Here is a 16862-nt window from a genome sequence, read left to right as displayed (position 1 = left end):
TTCCCCGGCGCGCTCGCGATCTCAGTCCGCGCGAATGCACGCCAGCGCGGCGGCGTGCAGTTCGGCATTCGCCGCCGCCAGCACGCGCCCCTGCGAGGTCAGCGTGAGCGGCTTGCCTTCCCAATCGGTGATGACACCCCCCGCCGCTTCGACGACAGGTGCCACCGCCAGATAGTCGTAGGTCTGCAATCCGGCTTCCATGACGAGTTCGATGTGCCCGCTCGCCAGCAGCCCGTAGGCGTAGCAATCGCCGCCGAAACGACGGCGGCTCACGGCCTTCGTCAAACGCTCGAATTGCGCATACTCCGCCGCATCGAAAATGTCGGGCGACGTCGCATAAACAGTCGCGTCGGCCAGCACAGTCACCGGGCTGGTGCGGCATAGCTCGCCGCCGAAGCGGGCTTCGTGCACGCCGCTGGCGGCGTCGTTCACACCGACCCAGCGCTCGCCCGTTGCCGGAATGTCGATCACACCGACGATCGGCTTACCGTTTTGCAGCAGCGCCAGCAAGGTGCCCCACAGCGGGTGCCCCGTGATAAAGCTGCGCGTGCCGTCGATGGGATCGACCGACCAGACGAATTCCGCATCCACACCGCGCTTGCCGAACTCCTCGCCCCAAATGCCGTGCGACGGATATCGTGCCGCGATCTTCTCGCGCAGCGCGGTCTCGACCTCGCGATCCGCAATCGTGACCGGACTCTCGTCCGCCTTGTCGTCGACGGCCAGACGCCGGCGGAACCAGCCTAGCGACAGCGGCCTGACGGCATCGGCCATCGAAGCTGCGAAAGCCGCGTATTCAGCAACAGCGGGGACGGACGACATGCACGAATCTCCTGCAAATGTGCCGCGCGCGGCGGCAAGAAATGAAAAACGGCGACGAATGGCGATCATACGCGCTCATGAGCCTGGCCGGGCCCGGCCGGGCGCAATCTCACGAGAACGCCCCGGTCTGGTGCAAATTTGCTATGCTCGCGGCCTGATCCGGGCGAAGCGCCTGCCCTCTCGCCTCATTTCACAGGACACCCATGCTTTCCGGTCGCGGCGTGATGCTCTCTGTCTCGGCGTCGGTCATGTTCGCCGTCATGCCCGCGCTCGTCTCGCAGTTGGCGCCCCTGACCGGCCTGGATGTGTTCGCCTGGCGCATTCTGCTGACGCTGCCCGGCACGCTCGTCATCGTGTCGGTACTGCGGCGCTGGAACATTCTCGGCAGCACGATTTCGCACGTACTTCACCGGCCGGCGCTGTTGGGCGCGGTATTGCTCTGCGCGGCGCTGTTGAGCGTTCAGCTCTGGCTGTTCGTGTGGGCTCCGCTGCAACAGCGTCTGCTCGATGTCTCCCTCGGTTACTTCCTGCTGCCGCTCACCATGGTGCTGGCCGGGCGCACGGTGTACAAGGAGCGGCTGAACCGGCTGCAGTTGGCCGCCGTAATCGTGGCCGCATTGGGGGTGGCCCATGAACTCTGGGCGACGCGCGCCCTGTCATGGGTGACAGCGCTCATCATGTTCGGCTATCCGCCCTATTTCGTGCTGCGCCGGCGGCTGCGGCTCGACCCACTCAGCGGCTTCACGATGGAAGTGCTGGCCATGACACCGGTCGCCGCCGTGGTGCTCTGGCAAGCCTGGCCGCAAAACGCCATCGTGCTCGGCGAGCCTCGCTACTGGCTCTGGCTGCCCGCGCTTGGCCTGCTCAGTGCCGGCGCACTGGCGAGCACGCTAGGTGCCGCTCGTATGCTGCCTATCGGGCTGTACGGCATTTTCGGGTACGTGGAGCCGGTGCTGCTTTTCGTCGTCTCGATCTTCCTGCTCGACGAACCCTTCACGGCTCGCGGTCTATGGACGTACATGCCGATCTGGTTCGGTGTCGTGCTCGTCGTGTTCGACAGCCTGCGCACACTGCGCCGCCAACGTCTGGCAAGTGCCGCAGAGCGCACCGGCGCGACGGATCGATAAGGGGGCGGCAGCCAAGGGCGATCAGGGGCCGCTGCGGGGCCGCCTGAGACGTATCCCAACCTTGGGGCCGGGGCGCGCTCGGCGCCATGACACCGCGTTATACTCGCGAGAGCTTATAAGACGACCGTCATGAAAAATCTCGCCAAGATCGCCACTCTGCTTTCCTCGGGGCTTCTCACTCTCGCGCTGTCTGCTTGCGGCTCGTCTGCCCCGCTGTTCACCTCGGACGGACGCCCCACTCAGCGAATCCAGTGCTCGGCCACCAATGCCGGCGACTGCGACCAGCGCGCCCGCACCCAATGCCTGCAAAAGGGCTACGACGTACTCGCACGCGACGTGAGCGGCGGCGTCGCCAATCTCGTGATCGCCTGCCAGCCGAACTGAGGCGGCATGCGTTCCGGCATCTGAAACAGCACAAACCTCCCGGCGTGCACGCGCCGGCGGTTGGCATTACGATGCGATATTGCGCATGGTCAACCCGGCACCGTTGCATGGGATGACTTTCGATACGCCCGGTGCGAAAATCAAAATCATCCCGGCGTATTGATGTCTTCGTGGCATCATCGCAAACCTTCACACGTTTTCAGCCCAAAGAGGACACCATCATGTACGAACGCATTCTGGTCTCGATCGACGGTAGCACCCCCTCGAACCGCGCCATGGACGAGGCCGTCAAGCTCGTGGCCCTGAGCCAAGGCAAGATCCGCCTGGTGTCGGTCGTTCCCTCGCTTGCCAACGCTTACGCTGCGGGCGCCTATAGCGGCTTCGTGCCGCTGGAGGGCCAGGAGTCGTTCGAGAAGGAAACGGGCGAGATTCTCGCCAAGGCACAAGCCGAGTTGAAAAAGCGCGGTGTCGAAGCCGAAACGAAGATGATCACGCTCGACGCAGGCACCGATGAAATCGCCGACGCCGTGCTGCGCGAAGCGCAGGAATGGAACGCCGACGTGATCGTGCTCGGCACGCACGGCCGCCGCGGGCTCAATCGCCTGCTGCTGGGCAGCGTCGCCGAAACGCTGCTGCGCATCACCACGCTGCCGGTTCTGCTGGTCAAGGCCGCCGACCAATAAGCCGGCGACAGCCGCCGGTCTGACCCGATAGGGTCCGGCGATCAACGAAACGGCACGCACTTCCGCGTGCCGTTTTGCTTTCGGGCCACTGAATGGGGCCTGCCTGCTCGCCGTTCAGCGGATGCCCGCACGCATGAACGACTGCACGAACTGACGCTGAAAGAGAAGAAAGGCGATGAACAACGGCGCGGCGGTCATCAACGTGGCGGCGGTAATCATCGACCAGTCGATCCCCTGATCGGTCGACGCGAACACCTGCAACCCCACCGTCAGCGGGCGCGCTTCAACAGAGTTCGTGACGATGAGCGGCCACAGGAAGTTGTTCCAGTGGTGACTGATCGACACCAGCGCGTATGCGACATATACCGGACGCGCGAGCGGCACATACACGCGCCAGAGCACTTGCCACGCGTTGGCGCCCTCCACGCGCGCGGCATCGTCCAGTTCGCGCGGCACGGTCTTGAACGCCTGACGCAACAAGAAAATGCCGAATGCCGACGCGAAGTATGGCAATGCAATGCCCAGGATCGTGTCACGCAGGCCCATCCAGGCGATGGTGCGATAGTTCTCGACGATGAGCACGTCGGGCATAACCATCAATTGCAGCAGCACGATCATGAACGCCACCTCGCTGCCGCGAAACGTGAAGCGAGCGAACGCATAGGCCGCGAGCGTCGCGAGCACGAGTTGCGCGGCGAGGATCACCGTCACCAGCGCGAACGTATTGATGAGATAGCGCCCGAACGGCGCCGCTTGCCACGCGTGGACGAAATTCTCGAGCGTGAGCGGCGCACTCAGCGAAAAGCGCGTGGCATAGGCCGACGGATGAAACGCGCTCCAGAACGCATAGAGCAACGGCAGCAGCCACAGCAGGCCGAGCAGCCATGCCCCCGCAGTGTCGATCAGGTTCGCCTGACCGTTCGCGGAAAATGCGGGAAGGACGGCACGTGGCTTCACAGGCGTGAGCGTGGCAGGCGTCGGGCTGGTGGAGTTCGTCATTGATAGTGCGTGCGTGAGTCGAGCAGACGGAATTTCACAAAGGCGACGATAGCGAGCAGCGTGAGCAAGACCACCGTCAGCGCCGCCGCGTAAGACGTATCCCAGAAGCTGAAGGCCACCTGATAAATGTAGTACAGCAGCAATTGCGTAGCGTTGTCGGGCCCGCCGCGCGTCATCACGACAATGTGGTCGACGAGGCGGAACGCGTTGATGAGGGCATTGATCAGCACGAACACGGTGGTGGGCATCAGCAGCGGCCACTGCACGCGCCGGAAGAACTGCCAGCGCGACGCGCCTTCGAGCGCGGCCGCCTCGGCAAGCGTCGGCGAAATCTGTTGCAGTGCTGCCAGATAGAAGATCATGAAGAACCCGGCTTCTTTCCAGATCGTCACGATCATCAGCGCCGGCAGTGCCGTGTCGGGCTGACCGAGCCAGTTATGGTCGCCCCATCCGAACGCTTGCGAAATCTGCGCGATCAGGCCGTACTGCGGTGTGTAGAAAAACAGCCAGATGTTGGCCACCGCAATCATCGGCAGAATGGCCGGCGTGAAATACGCCAGACGCAACAGCGCGCGCCCCGGCACCTGACGATGCACCCACAGCGCCATGGCAATCGAGAGCGCAATTGCCACAGGCACGGTAATCAGTGCGAATAGAACGTTGTTACGCAGCGCCTGCCAGAAGACGGCGTCTTCGAGCAGAAGCTGATAATTCTCGGTGCCCACGTACACAGACGACGCGCCGGCACGCGCCGTCGAGAAAACGCTGTGCCATAGCGTAGCCACAGCCGGATAGTGGGTGAAAGCGACGAGCAGCACCAGCGCCGGTAACAGCAGCAGCCAGGGCACCCAAGAAGCAGAGGAACGATTCATCGACGGTCCATCGATTCAACACTCGGGGCCGGTACACGCGGAAGTGTCACCGCGATATGCCGGCCCCGCATTTCAAAGAGACTGACAGCGACGTCCAGCGAGGACGAGACTTCAGCGAGCGTACGCGCGCAGGATGCGGTCCGCTTCGCGTTGCGCGTCGTCCAACGCCTGCTTCGGCGACTTGGTGCCGGTGAGCGCGGCTTGCAGCGCATCGTTAAGCGCCTTCGTGACACGCTGATTGTCGTGCGTCGAGAATTCCGCCACGCTCACGCCAAGCTGGTCGCGTGCCACGGCGGCAGCGGGCACCTTCTGCACGTACTGCTTCATTGCCGGGGTCTCCCAGGCAGCCGGCGTCACGGCAACGTAGCCCGTGTCGATACCGAACTGCGCTGCGCGCTCAGGCGTGGTGGCCCACTTGATGAACGTCATCGCGGCCTGCCTTTCTTCCGGCGTGGTCTTCTTGAACACGTAGAAGTTGCCGCCGCCGGTCGGGCTGCCGCCGCGCACCTTGGCCGGCATCTTGCCAACGCCGAACGGGAACGTGGCATTGGTGCGGATGTTGGTCAGGTTGCCCGTCGTCGTGTAGATGATGGCCGTCTTCTTCTCGAGGAAGTCCTTCGGCGTGGTGCCCCACTCGATCGCACCCGTCGGCATGACCTTGTATTTCGCTGCGAGATCCACCCAATACTGAAGCGACTCGACCGCCTGCGGCGCGTTGAGGAACGTCTTGGTGCCCGCCGGGTTCATCAGTTCGACGCCGGCCGGCGTGGTGAACGCCTGGAACAACCAGTAGGCAAAGCCCACCGACGGCACCTTGATACCCCACTGCGTGACATTGCCCGACGCGTCGCGCTTGGTGAGCTTCTGCGCATAGCTGGTCAGTTCGGCCCAGTTCGCAGGCGCGCGATCCGGGTCGAGACCGGCCTCGCGGAACATGTCCTTGTTCCAGTACATGACGATGGTCGAGCGCTGGAACGGCACGCCCCAGGTGTGACCGTTGATGCGCGAGTTCAGCATCAGCGCCGGGTAGAAGCCGTCGAGCCACTGCTTGTCGGCAGCCGTGCCGGCGATGCTGTCGATGGGCACCACGGCGTCTTCGTCGATCAACGTGAAGACATCGGCGGCGGCGAGCACCGCCAGTTGCGGCGGCGTTCCGGCCTTCGCGGCGGTCAGCGCCTTGACCACGGAATCCTGGTACGTCCCGGCGTACACCGGCTTGACCTTGATGTTCGGATGATCTTTCTCGAAGTCCGCCACCAGATCGTTGATGATCTTCGTGACCGGGCCGCCAACAGCGACCGGGTAGTAGAACGTAAGCTCGACCGGCTTCTGCTGCGCCATGGCCGAGCCCGTCAGGCCGCCCAATGCCAGCGTAGCCAGACTGGCCGCAAACGTTTTCAGAATCGTGCGTCGCATGTCGCTTGGTTCCCCATATAAGCGTTGTGGTGGTGTGATTGGTGTCCGATGCCGGGCTTCTCGATCGCCGCACCGGGCCGGCTCGCGCCGGTGCCACAGCTACGGCGGCGAGCCCGTGTCAGACGTGTTGCTCGGGCTTGAGCGACGCGAGTGCTGCCGCCGTCGCCAATTCGCTCGCCGACGCGGCAATAGCGCCGGTGCAGACCGGCTCCGCAACTTCCACGGTTCGCCAGTTCGCCGTCGCCTCGGCGAGGCGCACGCCGGTGGTCGTGTCGAACAGATGTTGGTGGGCCGTGTCCCATTGCAAACCGATCGCTTCGCCCGGCGCAAACGGCCGGTGCCCCGGCACGCGGGTGGCGACTTCGCCTGCCTCGCCCAGCGTGCAGGCGACGAGCGTGTCTGCGCCCAGATATTCGACGGCGCTCACCGTGGCCAGCACCGCACCCACCGACGTTGGCGGGACCGCGCGCACATGCTCGGGACGCAACCCGAGCAACACGGTGTCTCGTGCGCCGCCTTGGGCCGAGGCCAGCGCGGGGCCGGTCTGCCCGGCAGGCACCAGCGCGTCGCCATGGCGCACGAGGCGCAGCAATTGCATCGGCGGCGTGCCGATGAAACTCGCCGCAAAACGGGTGGCCGGCGTGGCATAGAGCGTGTGCGGTGCGCCGCGTTGCTCGATGCGACCGTCGCGCAGCAACACAACCTGATCGGCCATGCTCATCGCTTCGGTCTGATCGTGGGTGACGTAGACGAGCGTCATGCCGAGTTGCTGTTGCAGCGCGCGGATCTCACGACGCATTTCCTGCCGCAGTTGAGCGTCGAGATTCGAGAGCGGTTCGTCCATCAGACAGACGGACGTCTCGGCGATCACAGCGCGGCCCAGTGCCACGCGCTGTTGCTGACCGCCCGAGAGCTGTGAAGGCTTACGTTCAAGATACGGCTCGAGCCCGAGCAGCGACGCCACGCGCGCCAGACGCTGCGGGTAATCGCGCGCCGGTTCGCCGCGCACGCGCAGACCGAACAGCAGGTTCTCGCGCACCGACAGATGCGGGAAGAGTGCGTACGACTGGAACACCATCGAGAGCTTGCGACGTGCCGGTGGCAGCCCGGTCACGTCGGTGCCGCCCAGCACAATGCGTCCGGTGCTCGGCGTATCGAGGCCCGCGATCATGCGCAGCAACGTCGACTTGCCGCACCCCGACGGGCCGAGCAGCACGACTAGCGAACCGGCGTCAGCCGCGAAACTCACGTCCTGAAGCGCATGTGTATTGCCCCACTGCTTGCTGACGGATTCGATGACGAGCGATGACATGGCGGATGTGTACAGCGCCGCCGACAGGTCATGCCGGCGGCTGGATCGGGAAACTTCGACCATAACCGGCTATCGATGGCAGTTTGATGACATGGCAACTTACGCGCTCAACGACGGCGTTCAGAAACCGCTCCGTCAGGCTTGGTCATTCATCCAGCGTCGATGCGGAACGTAACGATGGGAAGTCTGGCTCGCACGCAACGCCGAGTTCGGCATGAGGGGACGCGAGCGAATCTTCAAAATGGTCTCCGACGCTTAACCCCTGACTAGAATCTGTACCCGAGCGCCACCGACCAGGTATTGAATTTTCCGGTTTTATTGTTTTTGAAATTCAACTTGGAGTATTCGTAGCTAAAATCAAGCGTAACATTTTTGTAGACATTGATCTGAGCACCGACAATTGAAGCCAATCCGTATTTTGTATTCGATTCTTTGATTTTTATTATAGCGTTATTTATATCAAACCCATATTCACCCCTTGACGCACCCAGACCTGCGTAGAGGCTGAGATAATTATTAAATCGATACGAAGGACCTGCCGTTAGTGAGTCATATCTCAATTTTTTCGAGTTAGACCCTATGCTCGTGGTTCCTCCCGTGCCTGTATAAGAAACAATAAATCCGAGGTTTTCATCGAATTCGTATCGGTACTTGAGGTTTACGCCACCCGGCTTGTTACCGGCAGGCAAGAGGATTGCACCAAGCGCCTGAGCAACAACACCACCCAACCCCGAGGTAAGTGGAGCCGCAAGATATTGATCGGCGGCGCCGCCCGATATTCGGCTCTGCGCATAGCCAACAGTGATTGTATTTCTAGGTTGAGCTACTGCTGCCGCCCCATACAATGCTCCCAAAAATAGCGGCGCAACAAACACAAGAAACTTTTTCATCTTCAATCCTTTTGATGAATCTGACTTTTTATGTTTAAGTTGTTTTTAAAAATCAAAAAAACCACAACGACCACCACCCAAAGGGCGACGTCATTGGAGTGCCATGAACGTACAGATTCTAGGATCAGAAATATCGCAAACCCGAGATATCGGCATAGAATTGGGCTCATTCACAAATTCGCTTTGGCTGGGATAATTCCCACAATCACAAAGGATGCCGTTGCCAAATTAAATTTTAGGTTTACTAAATTTCCCGACTCGACGTTAACTTCCTGTCTTGTTTTGTCTAACAGGAAGCGATGCCTAAAGAACTTGTCGACGAGGAATTGCGGTCACTCATCGAGCCACTTCTGCCCGAGCGAGCACCACACAATCACCGGTATGCAGGCCGCGAGCCAACACCCGACCGTGCGGTGCTGACTGGCATTGTGTTTGTGCGCTGGGGCATCGCGTGGAACCTGCTGCCGCAGGAGATGGGGTGCGGCTCGGGCACAGCCTGCCGGCGACAGCTCGCCGCATGGCGGCACGCGGGCGTCTGCCAACGTGTCCACGAGACGCTGCTCGCGGAACTGCGCCGGCATGGCGAAATCGATTTGACGCGTGCGCTCGTCGACAACTTGTCGACGAGCGCTATGTCAGACACCGCATCACAGATGCGAAACAACGTGGAGGGCGACGGGGACAATGAAGACGACAGCGGCAGCACCGCACAAGCCCTCGGGCCCGTGCGTGCGGCTGCCGCTTCGTGTCAGGCAGCCGCCTGACGGCGCTTGGCGCGCAGCAGCGCCTTGGAAATGATGCGCGTCTCGGACGCGGCGGCACCTGTGCTTCGCGCGACGGCGTCGCGGAAAAAGCGGCGCGTCTCGTCGGCGACGGTCTCGCGCTCGTTGTCCATCGTCAGAATGTGATAGCTCTCGCCGAGCAGGCACTTCTGCTTCACCTCTGACGACACACCTTCGTAGACGATACGTGCATTGTGCGGGCTCGCCGTATCGTCATCCACGGCGTGAATAATGAGGCAATCGGCCGTCACGCGGCTCAGCCGTTCGCGCACATGCGCCGCCAGCCGGCGCGCGTTGTAGAGGTGCGCCAACGGCAACGAGGCCGAGCCGATTTCCGAGGCGTCGTGCAGCGACATCGACTTCGCCACGCGCGCGCGCAACGCTTCGTTTTTCAGGCCGAACGGCGCCCTTTCCTGATAGCGATAGCGATGACGGAACGGCGTGTGATAGAGCAGATCGACGAGCGGGTAATACCAGGGAATGGTCCAGCCGTCGTACACGAGCGTGACGGCAAGCAGCGAAAGCGCCGTGATATCCGGCTCCTCCTCCGCGACGGCCAGACTCAGCGTCGCGCCCATGCTCAGGCCGCATACCGACACGGTTTCGTGCGTATCGCGCAATTCACGATACTTCGCCCGTGCCGCGGCGATCCACGAGCGCCAATCGGTGCACGGCGTGCCGAGTCCGTAGCCCTCGATATGCGGCACCGAAACGGTATAACCATCGCGATGCAACGCCTTCGCCACCGGACGCATTTCGAGCGGTGTGCTCGACAGCCCCGGCAACAGCAGCACCGCGTGCTCGCCACCCTGGTAGAAAATATCTTCCTGAAACATCGTCAACCCCCGCCGGAGACGACCGGCGTCTCGGCAACATCTCGCGCATTGGCTGCCGGCGTGAGCGTGTGCAACGGCGTGACCGGACGCACTGCCGGCCCCGCATGCAAACGCAGAATCACGTAGGTGCCGACATGAGCCTGGAAATACTGTAATTCGCAGTGGAACATCTCATAGCCGCCTTCGCGAGTGCGTATGCGCAGATTGTGCGCACCGTGCTGCGGACGCTCGCCATCGGCAGAGAATAGTCCCTCCACACGCGCGGCGTCCTCGGGATGCAGCAACGCACGCAGCCCCTCGCGCTTGACGACTTCGGGCGCGACGCCCGTCGCCCGGCGGAAATGCTCGTCGATAAATTCGTAATGCGTCGCGGGATTGGCCAGATAGAAAATCGTATCGAGGTGATTCGTGAGATACGTCATCAAGGCGTTGCCCAACTGCACCGAGTCGGACAGCAACATGCGCTCGTTCTCGGCGCGCAGCAACATCTCGTAGCGCGTCTGTGCAACCTCCGCGATCAACTCTGCGCGGTACTGGGCTCGGCGCAGGCGTTCGATCAGCACGACGGCAAGCGGTGCGATCAGCAGAAAGCCCGTGATGATCAACACGTCGCGCCGGTCAAGCTCAGCGATGTCGCGAAATGGCGGAACGAAGAAGAAATCGAAAATCGGGATGCTGATGACCATGGCCATGATCGCCGGTCCCAGACCCCACAAGAATTCGACAATGATGACAGCGCAGACGAAGAAGATGCCCGGCATCGAGTGATCGAGCACCGGATGCAGCAGGCTGCGAACAAGAAACGCAGCAAGTACCACCATTAACGCACCGACGTAACGCTTGGCGCCGGGCTCCGCCCAACGTCGGGCGTTTCTGATATCCATGATTTACCGCCGGGACTGACCGGCGTCCAATAATCCGAAGCTGCACCTCATAAGGCGGCGCGCCTGTTACAAAATATTACGAATTATCGCATGCCGACGACAGCCATCGATAGGCTGCCGCCCACTCAGTCCCATTTCAGCAACACGAAATACGCGCGCCTGCCGGACTCAGGCACTGGCGCGTTATCACACGCGATGCCAGCCTGTCTGTCTGACAGGGAATACCCTAGCGATTTAGGGGATATTCGATCACAAACCATCGAGACGCCAACCAGCGCGATGCTTCCGACAGAACCATAGAACATTGCCGGCCACGACGGGCACTGTGGCACTCAATACCCTCGGAACCAGGCGACAGCCACTACCTCAGCATGAACGACATGGCGGACAGGCAGTTCAACACCCGCACCGCCGCTTCGACGCTCGGCGCCACATATTGGAGCGTAACACCGTCGACACGTTCAAGCGTGGGCCATTGGCAGAAGAGATCGGCCAGCGCCGTTGTCTGCGCCTGAAGACGCACTTCGACGGGTGTTTCCACCTGATACGTGTGCCACTCGCGCGGCTGAGCAAGCGACGCCTTCGCCGCGTCGCGAATCAGGTCGCATGACTGGCTCGGGCTGAGCGTCATGCCGCTACCCTGCCCCCACGCCGCCTTCGTTTGCACGAAGCGCGCGTGCGGGAAGATCAACTGTGTTTCCTCGCAGAAAACGTCGTCGCCGCTCGCCATGACCATCGGCACGCCACGTTCGCCCGCGAGCGCGCCGTAGAGCATGGCCTCGCTCGCTTCCACGCCCCCCAGCCATACGCGCGCGAAGGCGAAGCTATTGATCGTGTGCGCCAGAATGCCTGCGCTTTGCGCCTTGCCGTGGTAGCCGATCATGAACAGCGCGTCGCAGCCCGCTTCCACCCCGGCCACCATGCCGAGATAGCGCGGCTTGCCCAGCACGAGGCGGGCACGGGGATCGAGGTCGTCCGGCAGCAGGTTGCGAAATCCGCCGTGCGAGTCGTTGACCATGACTTCGGTCGCCCCGCCCGCGAACGCCCCTTCGACGGCCGCATTGGCTTCGCGCGTCATCCAGCGGCGCGCGCGTTCGTACTCGCCGTTGCCCGGCCGGGTCTGTTCGGCGTGAAAGACGCCCGCGACGCCTTCGATGTCGGTGGAGATCAGGATGCGCATGATGTCAGCAATAGAGGAAGAGGCTCACAGCGTCGCCCAGTCGGGCAGCACGTCGGCAAGCGCACGCCGCACGTGGCCGTCGCGCCCGAGCACGGACTCGGCCGCAAAGAGCGCGTGCAGGATCGCCTGCTCGGTGGCGTCGGCCGTGGCCTGAAAAATCGGATCGAGTTGTGTGTCGGGCACGAGGGCCGCAGGGGCGACGCGCCCCATGGCGTCATACGGCACCGTGTAGCCCGTTGTGAAGGCAAGCGCGACGTCGCCGCTGCCATGACCGTACACCGAGCCGGTACGCGCCAGTCCGGCACCGGTGCGCGTGGCGACGCGACGCAACTGCCGCGCATCGAGCGGCGCGTCAGTGGCGACCAGCATGATGATGGAGCCGCGCTCGGGTGCTGCACTTTGCTCGGGCTGCGCAAGACGCTCGTCGAGCACCGGCCCGACGTGACGCCCCGCGACGGTCAGTTGCGAGGCACGGCCGAAGTTCGACAGCACGAGAACACCGACGGTGAACGTCTGCCCCGCCGTCTCCACCATACGCGACGCGGAACCGATACCGCCCTTGAGACCAAAGCTCGACATGCCTCGCCCGGCGCCAACGGCCCCCTGCTCAACCTCGGACGATGCGTTCGCCAGTGCCTGCGCATAATGCGCCTCGGTCACGGCGAACGCCTGCATATCGTTCAGATAACCGTCGTTACATTCGAGAACGGTCGGATTGAGCGACGGGCCGCCGCGCCCGATATCGGGGTTCGCTGCGAGTGCCGCGCGCAACTGGCCAAGCACCACATGACTCACGGAAAACGTGTTGGTCAGCGCCACAGGCGCTTCGATGACACCGAGTTCATCGATCTGCATGAGACCGACGCTCTTGCCAAAACCATTGATGACGGCCGCCGCCGCCGGGATCTTGGTGCGGAACGGGTCCCAGCGGGCGTCGGGAGCGGTCGCCGCCGCGTCGGCGGGTGTCGGGCACACCACCGTCACCCCCGTCTGCAACGGTCCGTCCGCGAGCGTGACATGGCCGACGAAAACGCCCGGCACATCGGTGATCGCATCGCGCGCGCCGGCGGGCAGATACCCGACGTATGGCGCACCGAACAAGGCTTCGCGAAGGTCTGACGATGGGGTCATGTCGCGCTCCCGGTCGAAATCAATGGCGATCGAGCTTGGGATCGAGCGCGTCGCGCAGGCCGTCGCCCAACAGATTGAACGCAAGCACGGTCAGGAAAATGGCCACGCTCGGAAAGATGGCGATATGCGGCGCGTTGACCATATCCGCACGCGCCTCGTTAAGCATCGCGCCCCACTCGGGCGTGGGCGGTTGCGCCCCCAGGCCGAGGAACGACAGGCTCGCGGCGGTGATGATCGACGTGCCGATACGCATTGAAAAATACACCACGATGGACGACACCGTACCTGGCAGAATGTGCCGCATGATGATCGTCCAGTCCGATGCCCCGATGGAGCGCGCCGCTTCGATGTACGTCAGATGCTTGAGCACGAGCGTGTTGCCGCGCACGAGCCGTGCAAACGCCGGGATCGAGAAGATGGCGACGGCGACGATCACGTTGATCATGCCGTTCCCCAGCACGGCCACCACGCCGATGGCGAGCAGAATGCCCGGGAAGGCGAAGAGCACGTCGGAAATTCGCATGACGATGCGATCCCACCAGCCCTCGTAATAGCCGGCGAGCAGCCCGAGCACCGTGCCGATCACAGCGCCAAGCGCGACCGAGCCGAAACCGGCGGCCAGCGAAATTCGCGTGCCCGCGAGCACGCGACTGAAGATGTCGCGCCCCAGCGAATCGACGCCGAACCAGTGAGTCGCCGAGGGGCCGGCGTTCAGCGCATCGTAGTCGAAGAAGTTCTCCGGGTCGAACGGCACGAGGTGCGGCGCCAGGATTGCGACGATGACCAGTACCAGCACGAATGCCCCGGCAACCAAGGCGATGTGTTGTTTCTTGAATTTGCGCCAGAATTCGCGCCACGGCGTGCGTACGCGATCGCTGCCGGCAGCGGCTGCGGTGTTGGTGGCAGTAGTCGGTTGACCCGCGTTCATGATGCGTGCCTCACTTGTAGCGAATGGTCGGGTTGATGACGGCGTACAGCACGTCGACCACGAGGTTGATCAAAATGAACTCCAGCGAGAACAACAGTACCAGCGCCTGAATCACCGGGTAGTCGCGCATCTCGACCGAATCGATCAGGAGACGTCCGAGCCCCGGCCAGTTGAACACGACCTCGACGACAATCGAGCCGCCGAGCAAGAAGCCGAACTGCAAACCCATCATGGTGACGACGGGGATCATGGCGTTACGCAGGGCGTGCTTGAACACCACGTGCATTTCGTTGAGGCCCTTCGCGCGCGCCGTGCGCACGAAGTCTTCGTGAAGCACTTCGACGAACGCCGAACGGGTGAAGCGCGCCATCACGGCCGCCACCGCCGCCCCGAGCGTGATCGAAGGCAGGATGTAGCTCCGCCAGGAGTCGGCGCCCATCGTGGGCAGCCATCCGAGCTGCACCGAGAAAACCTGCATCAGCAGCATCCCCAGCGCGAATGCCGGGAACGAGATGCCTGACACCGCGAACGTCATACCCAACCGGTCGGGCCAGCGATTGCGCCAGACGGCGGACGCCACGCCCAGCCCCATGCCAATGACCACCGACCAGATCATGCTCACCAGCGTGAGCCACAACGTCGGCAGGAAGCGGCTGCCGATCTCCTCCGAGACGGGCTGCTTGCTGCGCATCGACAAACCGAAGTCACCCCGCAGGGCATGCGTGATGAAGTGTGTGAATTGCGTGAGCAGCGGCTTATCGAGGCCGAGATCCTGACGCACCAGCGCCACGGTCGCCTCGTCCGCCTGCGGGCCGGCGGCCAGACGCGCCGGATCACCCGGCAACATGTGCACGAAGCCGAACACCAGCACTGCCACGATCAGCAGCGTGGGGATCAGGCCGAGCAGGCGTTTGAGAAAGTAATTGAGCATCGCAGTCTTGCCGAACGTCTTGCCAAACCATGTCTTGCGGTAAACCGCGCCACCCGCCGGAGCGGCGGCGCGGGCACTTCACACTTGCGCGTGATGCTTACTTCATCGAAATGTCGGTGAAGTTGAACGAGCCGTCAGGCATGGTGTACACGCCCGACAGGTTCTTGTTGCGTGCGTACAGCAGCTTTTCCGTCACGAGGAACGCCCACGGCGCATCGTTCCAGATCTTCTGCTGCGCGTCCGTGTAGAGCTTGATCTTCTCGGCACGGTCGGTGGTGAGCAACGCCTTCTTGAGGTCGGCATCTACCGCGTCGTTCTTGTAGTACGCCGTGTTGAACAGCTTCGGCGGGAACGATTCGGAGGCCAGCAGCGGACGCAGCGCCCAGTCGGCTTCACCCGTCGACGACGACCAGCCCACGTAGTACATGCGCACCGGGGCCTTGTCGGGGTCCGGTGCCGACTCGACCAGCTCGACACGTTGACCGGCTTCGAGCGCGCGCACCTGCGCCTTGATGCCCACTTGCGCCAGTTGCTGCTGCACGAACTGGATCACCTTTTGCGCGGTCGTGAACGTGTAGGCCGACCACAGCGTGGTCTCGAAACCGTTCGGGTAACCGGCTTCCTTGAGCAGTTCCTTCGCCTTGGCCGGGTTGTACGGCCACGGGCCGGTCTTGGTCGAGAAGTCGACGCCCTTCGGCACCACGCCTTCAGCCGGCGTGGCGTAGCCCGAGAAGGCCACCTTCACCAGCGCTTCCTTGTTGATCGCGTAATTGATGGCCTGACGCACGCGTACGTCGTCGAACGGCTTCTGCTTCGTGTTGAAGCTCACGTAGCGCTGGATGATCGACGGGCCGGCGATCACGTCGACCTTGCCACTCGCCTTCAGGCCGTCGGCTTGCTCATACGGCACCGGGAAAGCGAAACCTGCTTCGCCCGTCTGCATGACAGCGGCGCGCGTGTTGTTGTCGACCACCGGCTTGAAGGTGATCGTGTCGACCTTCGGATAGCCCTTCTTCCAGTAGCCGTCGAACTTCTTCACCTTCACGTAATCGGTGCGGTTCCATTCGACGAACTCGAACGGACCGGTGCCGACCGGGTGCGAAGCGATGTCCTTGCCGTACTTCTTGAGGGCTTCGGGCGAAATGATGACGGCCGACGGGTGAGCCAGCGTATTGATGAACGGCGAGAACGGCTCTTTGAGCGTGAACTTCACCGTATGGGCATCGACCGCTTCCGTCTTGGCGATTTCCTTATACAGGTTGTAGCGCTTGAGCTTGTTGTCCGGATTCGTCACGCGGTCGAAATTCGCCTTGACGGCGGCGGCATCGAAAGTCGTGCCGTCCTGGAACTTCACGCCCGACTTGAGCTTGATCGTGTAGACGAGACCATCCGGCGAAACCGTATAGCTATCGGCCAGCACGTTGACGAGTTTCATGTCCTTGTCGAAACCGAACATGCCCTCGTAGAACGACTTGGCGACCGCCTGCGACAGCGTGTCGTTGGCATCGTATGGATCCATCGTCGTGAACGTCGACTGCACGGCCATCACGACATCCTTGGCGGCGAACGCCGGCGCTGCACTGAGCACGGCGCAGGTCACGGCGACGGACGCGAACGCGGTTTTCCAGCGAGCGCCCAACAAAGCGTTTTTCGACATCTGTCTTTCTCCTTCTGGTCTGACGGGG

16 protein-coding genes and 1 pseudogene are annotated in these 16862 nt (G+C 62.5%); 4 read left to right on the top strand and 13 right to left on the bottom strand.

Features of this window, described 5'->3' with window-relative positions:
- Nucleotides 1-21: 21 nt before the first annotated feature.
- Nucleotides 22-822 carry a histidinol-phosphatase gene (hisN, locus tag PCO31110_RS10945; RefSeq protein WP_036662659.1) on the bottom strand — a complete coding sequence of 267 codons (801 nt, stop codon included), beginning with the start codon at nucleotides 820-822 and terminating at the stop codon, nucleotides 22-24.
- 203 nt (nucleotides 823-1025) lie between these two features.
- Between hisN and rarD the strand changes: the two genes are divergently transcribed.
- The 3 genes from rarD to PCO31110_RS10930 all read left to right on the top strand — a co-directional run bounded on the left by rarD (nucleotide 1026) and on the right by PCO31110_RS10930 (nucleotide 3016).
- On the top strand, nucleotides 1026-1949 hold the full coding sequence (gene rarD / locus PCO31110_RS10940) for an EamA family transporter RarD (protein ID WP_150690444.1): 924 nt from the start codon (nucleotides 1026-1028) through the stop codon (nucleotides 1947-1949).
- A gap of 129 nt (nucleotides 1950-2078) precedes the next feature.
- A complete protein-coding gene (locus PCO31110_RS10935; protein ID WP_010806368.1) occupies nucleotides 2079-2333 on the top strand; it encodes a hypothetical protein in 255 nt (84 codons plus the stop codon).
- 221 nt (nucleotides 2334-2554) lie between these two features.
- Nucleotides 2555-3016 carry a universal stress protein gene (locus tag PCO31110_RS10930; protein ID WP_010806367.1) on the top strand — a complete coding sequence of 154 codons (462 nt, stop codon included), beginning with the start codon at nucleotides 2555-2557 and terminating at the stop codon, nucleotides 3014-3016.
- Nucleotides 3017-3130: 114 nt separating this feature from the next.
- On the opposite strand, the gene PCO31110_RS10925 is transcribed toward PCO31110_RS10930, so the two are convergent.
- The 5 genes from PCO31110_RS10925 to PCO31110_RS10905 form a co-directional block, all read right to left on the bottom strand.
- A complete protein-coding gene (locus tag PCO31110_RS10925; protein WP_010806366.1) occupies nucleotides 3131-4015 on the bottom strand; it encodes a carbohydrate ABC transporter permease in 885 nt (294 codons plus the stop codon).
- The gene (locus PCO31110_RS10920) at nucleotides 4012-4887 is read right to left on the bottom strand and encodes a carbohydrate ABC transporter permease (RefSeq protein ID WP_036662657.1); all 876 of its coding nucleotides are present in this window, start codon (nucleotides 4885-4887) and stop codon (nucleotides 4012-4014) included. Before PCO31110_RS10920 ends, PCO31110_RS10925 begins: the two co-directional genes overlap by 4 nt.
- A gap of 111 nt (nucleotides 4888-4998) precedes the next feature.
- The gene (locus tag PCO31110_RS10915; RefSeq protein ID WP_010806364.1) at nucleotides 4999-6303 is read right to left on the bottom strand and encodes an ABC transporter substrate-binding protein; all 1305 of its coding nucleotides are present in this window, start codon (nucleotides 6301-6303) and stop codon (nucleotides 4999-5001) included.
- 118 nt (nucleotides 6304-6421) lie between these two features.
- Nucleotides 6422-7615 carry an ABC transporter ATP-binding protein gene (locus tag PCO31110_RS10910; protein WP_081636262.1) on the bottom strand — a complete coding sequence of 398 codons (1194 nt, stop codon included), beginning with the start codon at nucleotides 7613-7615 and terminating at the stop codon, nucleotides 6422-6424.
- 266 nt (nucleotides 7616-7881) lie between these two features.
- Nucleotides 7882-8505, bottom strand: a complete 624-nt coding sequence (locus tag PCO31110_RS10905) for an Ail/Lom family outer membrane beta-barrel protein (protein ID WP_150690443.1) — start codon at nucleotides 8503-8505, stop codon at nucleotides 7882-7884.
- 299 nt (nucleotides 8506-8804) lie between these two features.
- Here PCO31110_RS10905 and PCO31110_RS10900 point away from each other — a divergent pair.
- Nucleotides 8805-9140: pseudogene (locus PCO31110_RS10900) on the top strand (transposase); the annotation flags it as partial.
- 113 nt (nucleotides 9141-9253) lie between these two features.
- Here PCO31110_RS10900 and PCO31110_RS10895 read toward each other — a convergent pair.
- From PCO31110_RS10895 to gsiB, 7 genes are all read right to left on the bottom strand, one after another.
- A complete protein-coding gene (locus tag PCO31110_RS10895) occupies nucleotides 9254-10123 on the bottom strand; it encodes an alpha/beta hydrolase (protein WP_150690442.1) in 870 nt (289 codons plus the stop codon).
- A gap of 2 nt (nucleotides 10124-10125) precedes the next feature.
- Complete coding sequence (locus tag PCO31110_RS10890; RefSeq protein WP_010806359.1) at nucleotides 10126-11007, bottom strand: DUF4118 domain-containing protein; 882 nt, start codon at nucleotides 11005-11007, stop codon at nucleotides 10126-10128.
- Nucleotides 11008-11368: 361 nt separating this feature from the next.
- Nucleotides 11369-12187: a M55 family metallopeptidase gene (locus PCO31110_RS10885; RefSeq protein ID WP_150690441.1), complete on the bottom strand. Its 819-nt coding sequence runs from the start codon at nucleotides 12185-12187 to the stop codon at nucleotides 11369-11371.
- A 24-nt stretch (nucleotides 12188-12211) separates the two neighbouring features.
- Complete coding sequence (locus PCO31110_RS10880) at nucleotides 12212-13318, bottom strand: DmpA family aminopeptidase (protein ID WP_246189810.1); 1107 nt, start codon at nucleotides 13316-13318, stop codon at nucleotides 12212-12214.
- Between the two features lie 19 nt (nucleotides 13319-13337).
- On the bottom strand, nucleotides 13338-14246 hold the full coding sequence (gsiD, locus tag PCO31110_RS10875) for a glutathione ABC transporter permease GsiD (RefSeq protein WP_010806356.1): 909 nt from the start codon (nucleotides 14244-14246) through the stop codon (nucleotides 13338-13340).
- A 10-nt stretch (nucleotides 14247-14256) separates the two neighbouring features.
- A complete protein-coding gene (gsiC, locus tag PCO31110_RS10870; RefSeq protein ID WP_010806355.1) occupies nucleotides 14257-15177 on the bottom strand; it encodes a glutathione ABC transporter permease GsiC in 921 nt (306 codons plus the stop codon).
- Between the two features lie 97 nt (nucleotides 15178-15274).
- Entirely contained in the window at nucleotides 15275-16834 is a 1560-nt protein-coding gene (gene gsiB, locus PCO31110_RS10865) for a glutathione ABC transporter substrate-binding protein GsiB (protein WP_010806354.1), read from the bottom strand.
- Between the last annotated feature and the right edge of the window lie 28 nt (nucleotides 16835-16862).

This window comes from Pandoraea communis, assembly GCF_902459745.1.
Classification (GTDB): Bacteria; Pseudomonadota; Gammaproteobacteria; order Burkholderiales; family Burkholderiaceae; genus Pandoraea; species Pandoraea communis.
Note: the sequence above shows the minus strand (reverse complement) of the source record. Positions and strands in the feature narration are given on the sequence as shown.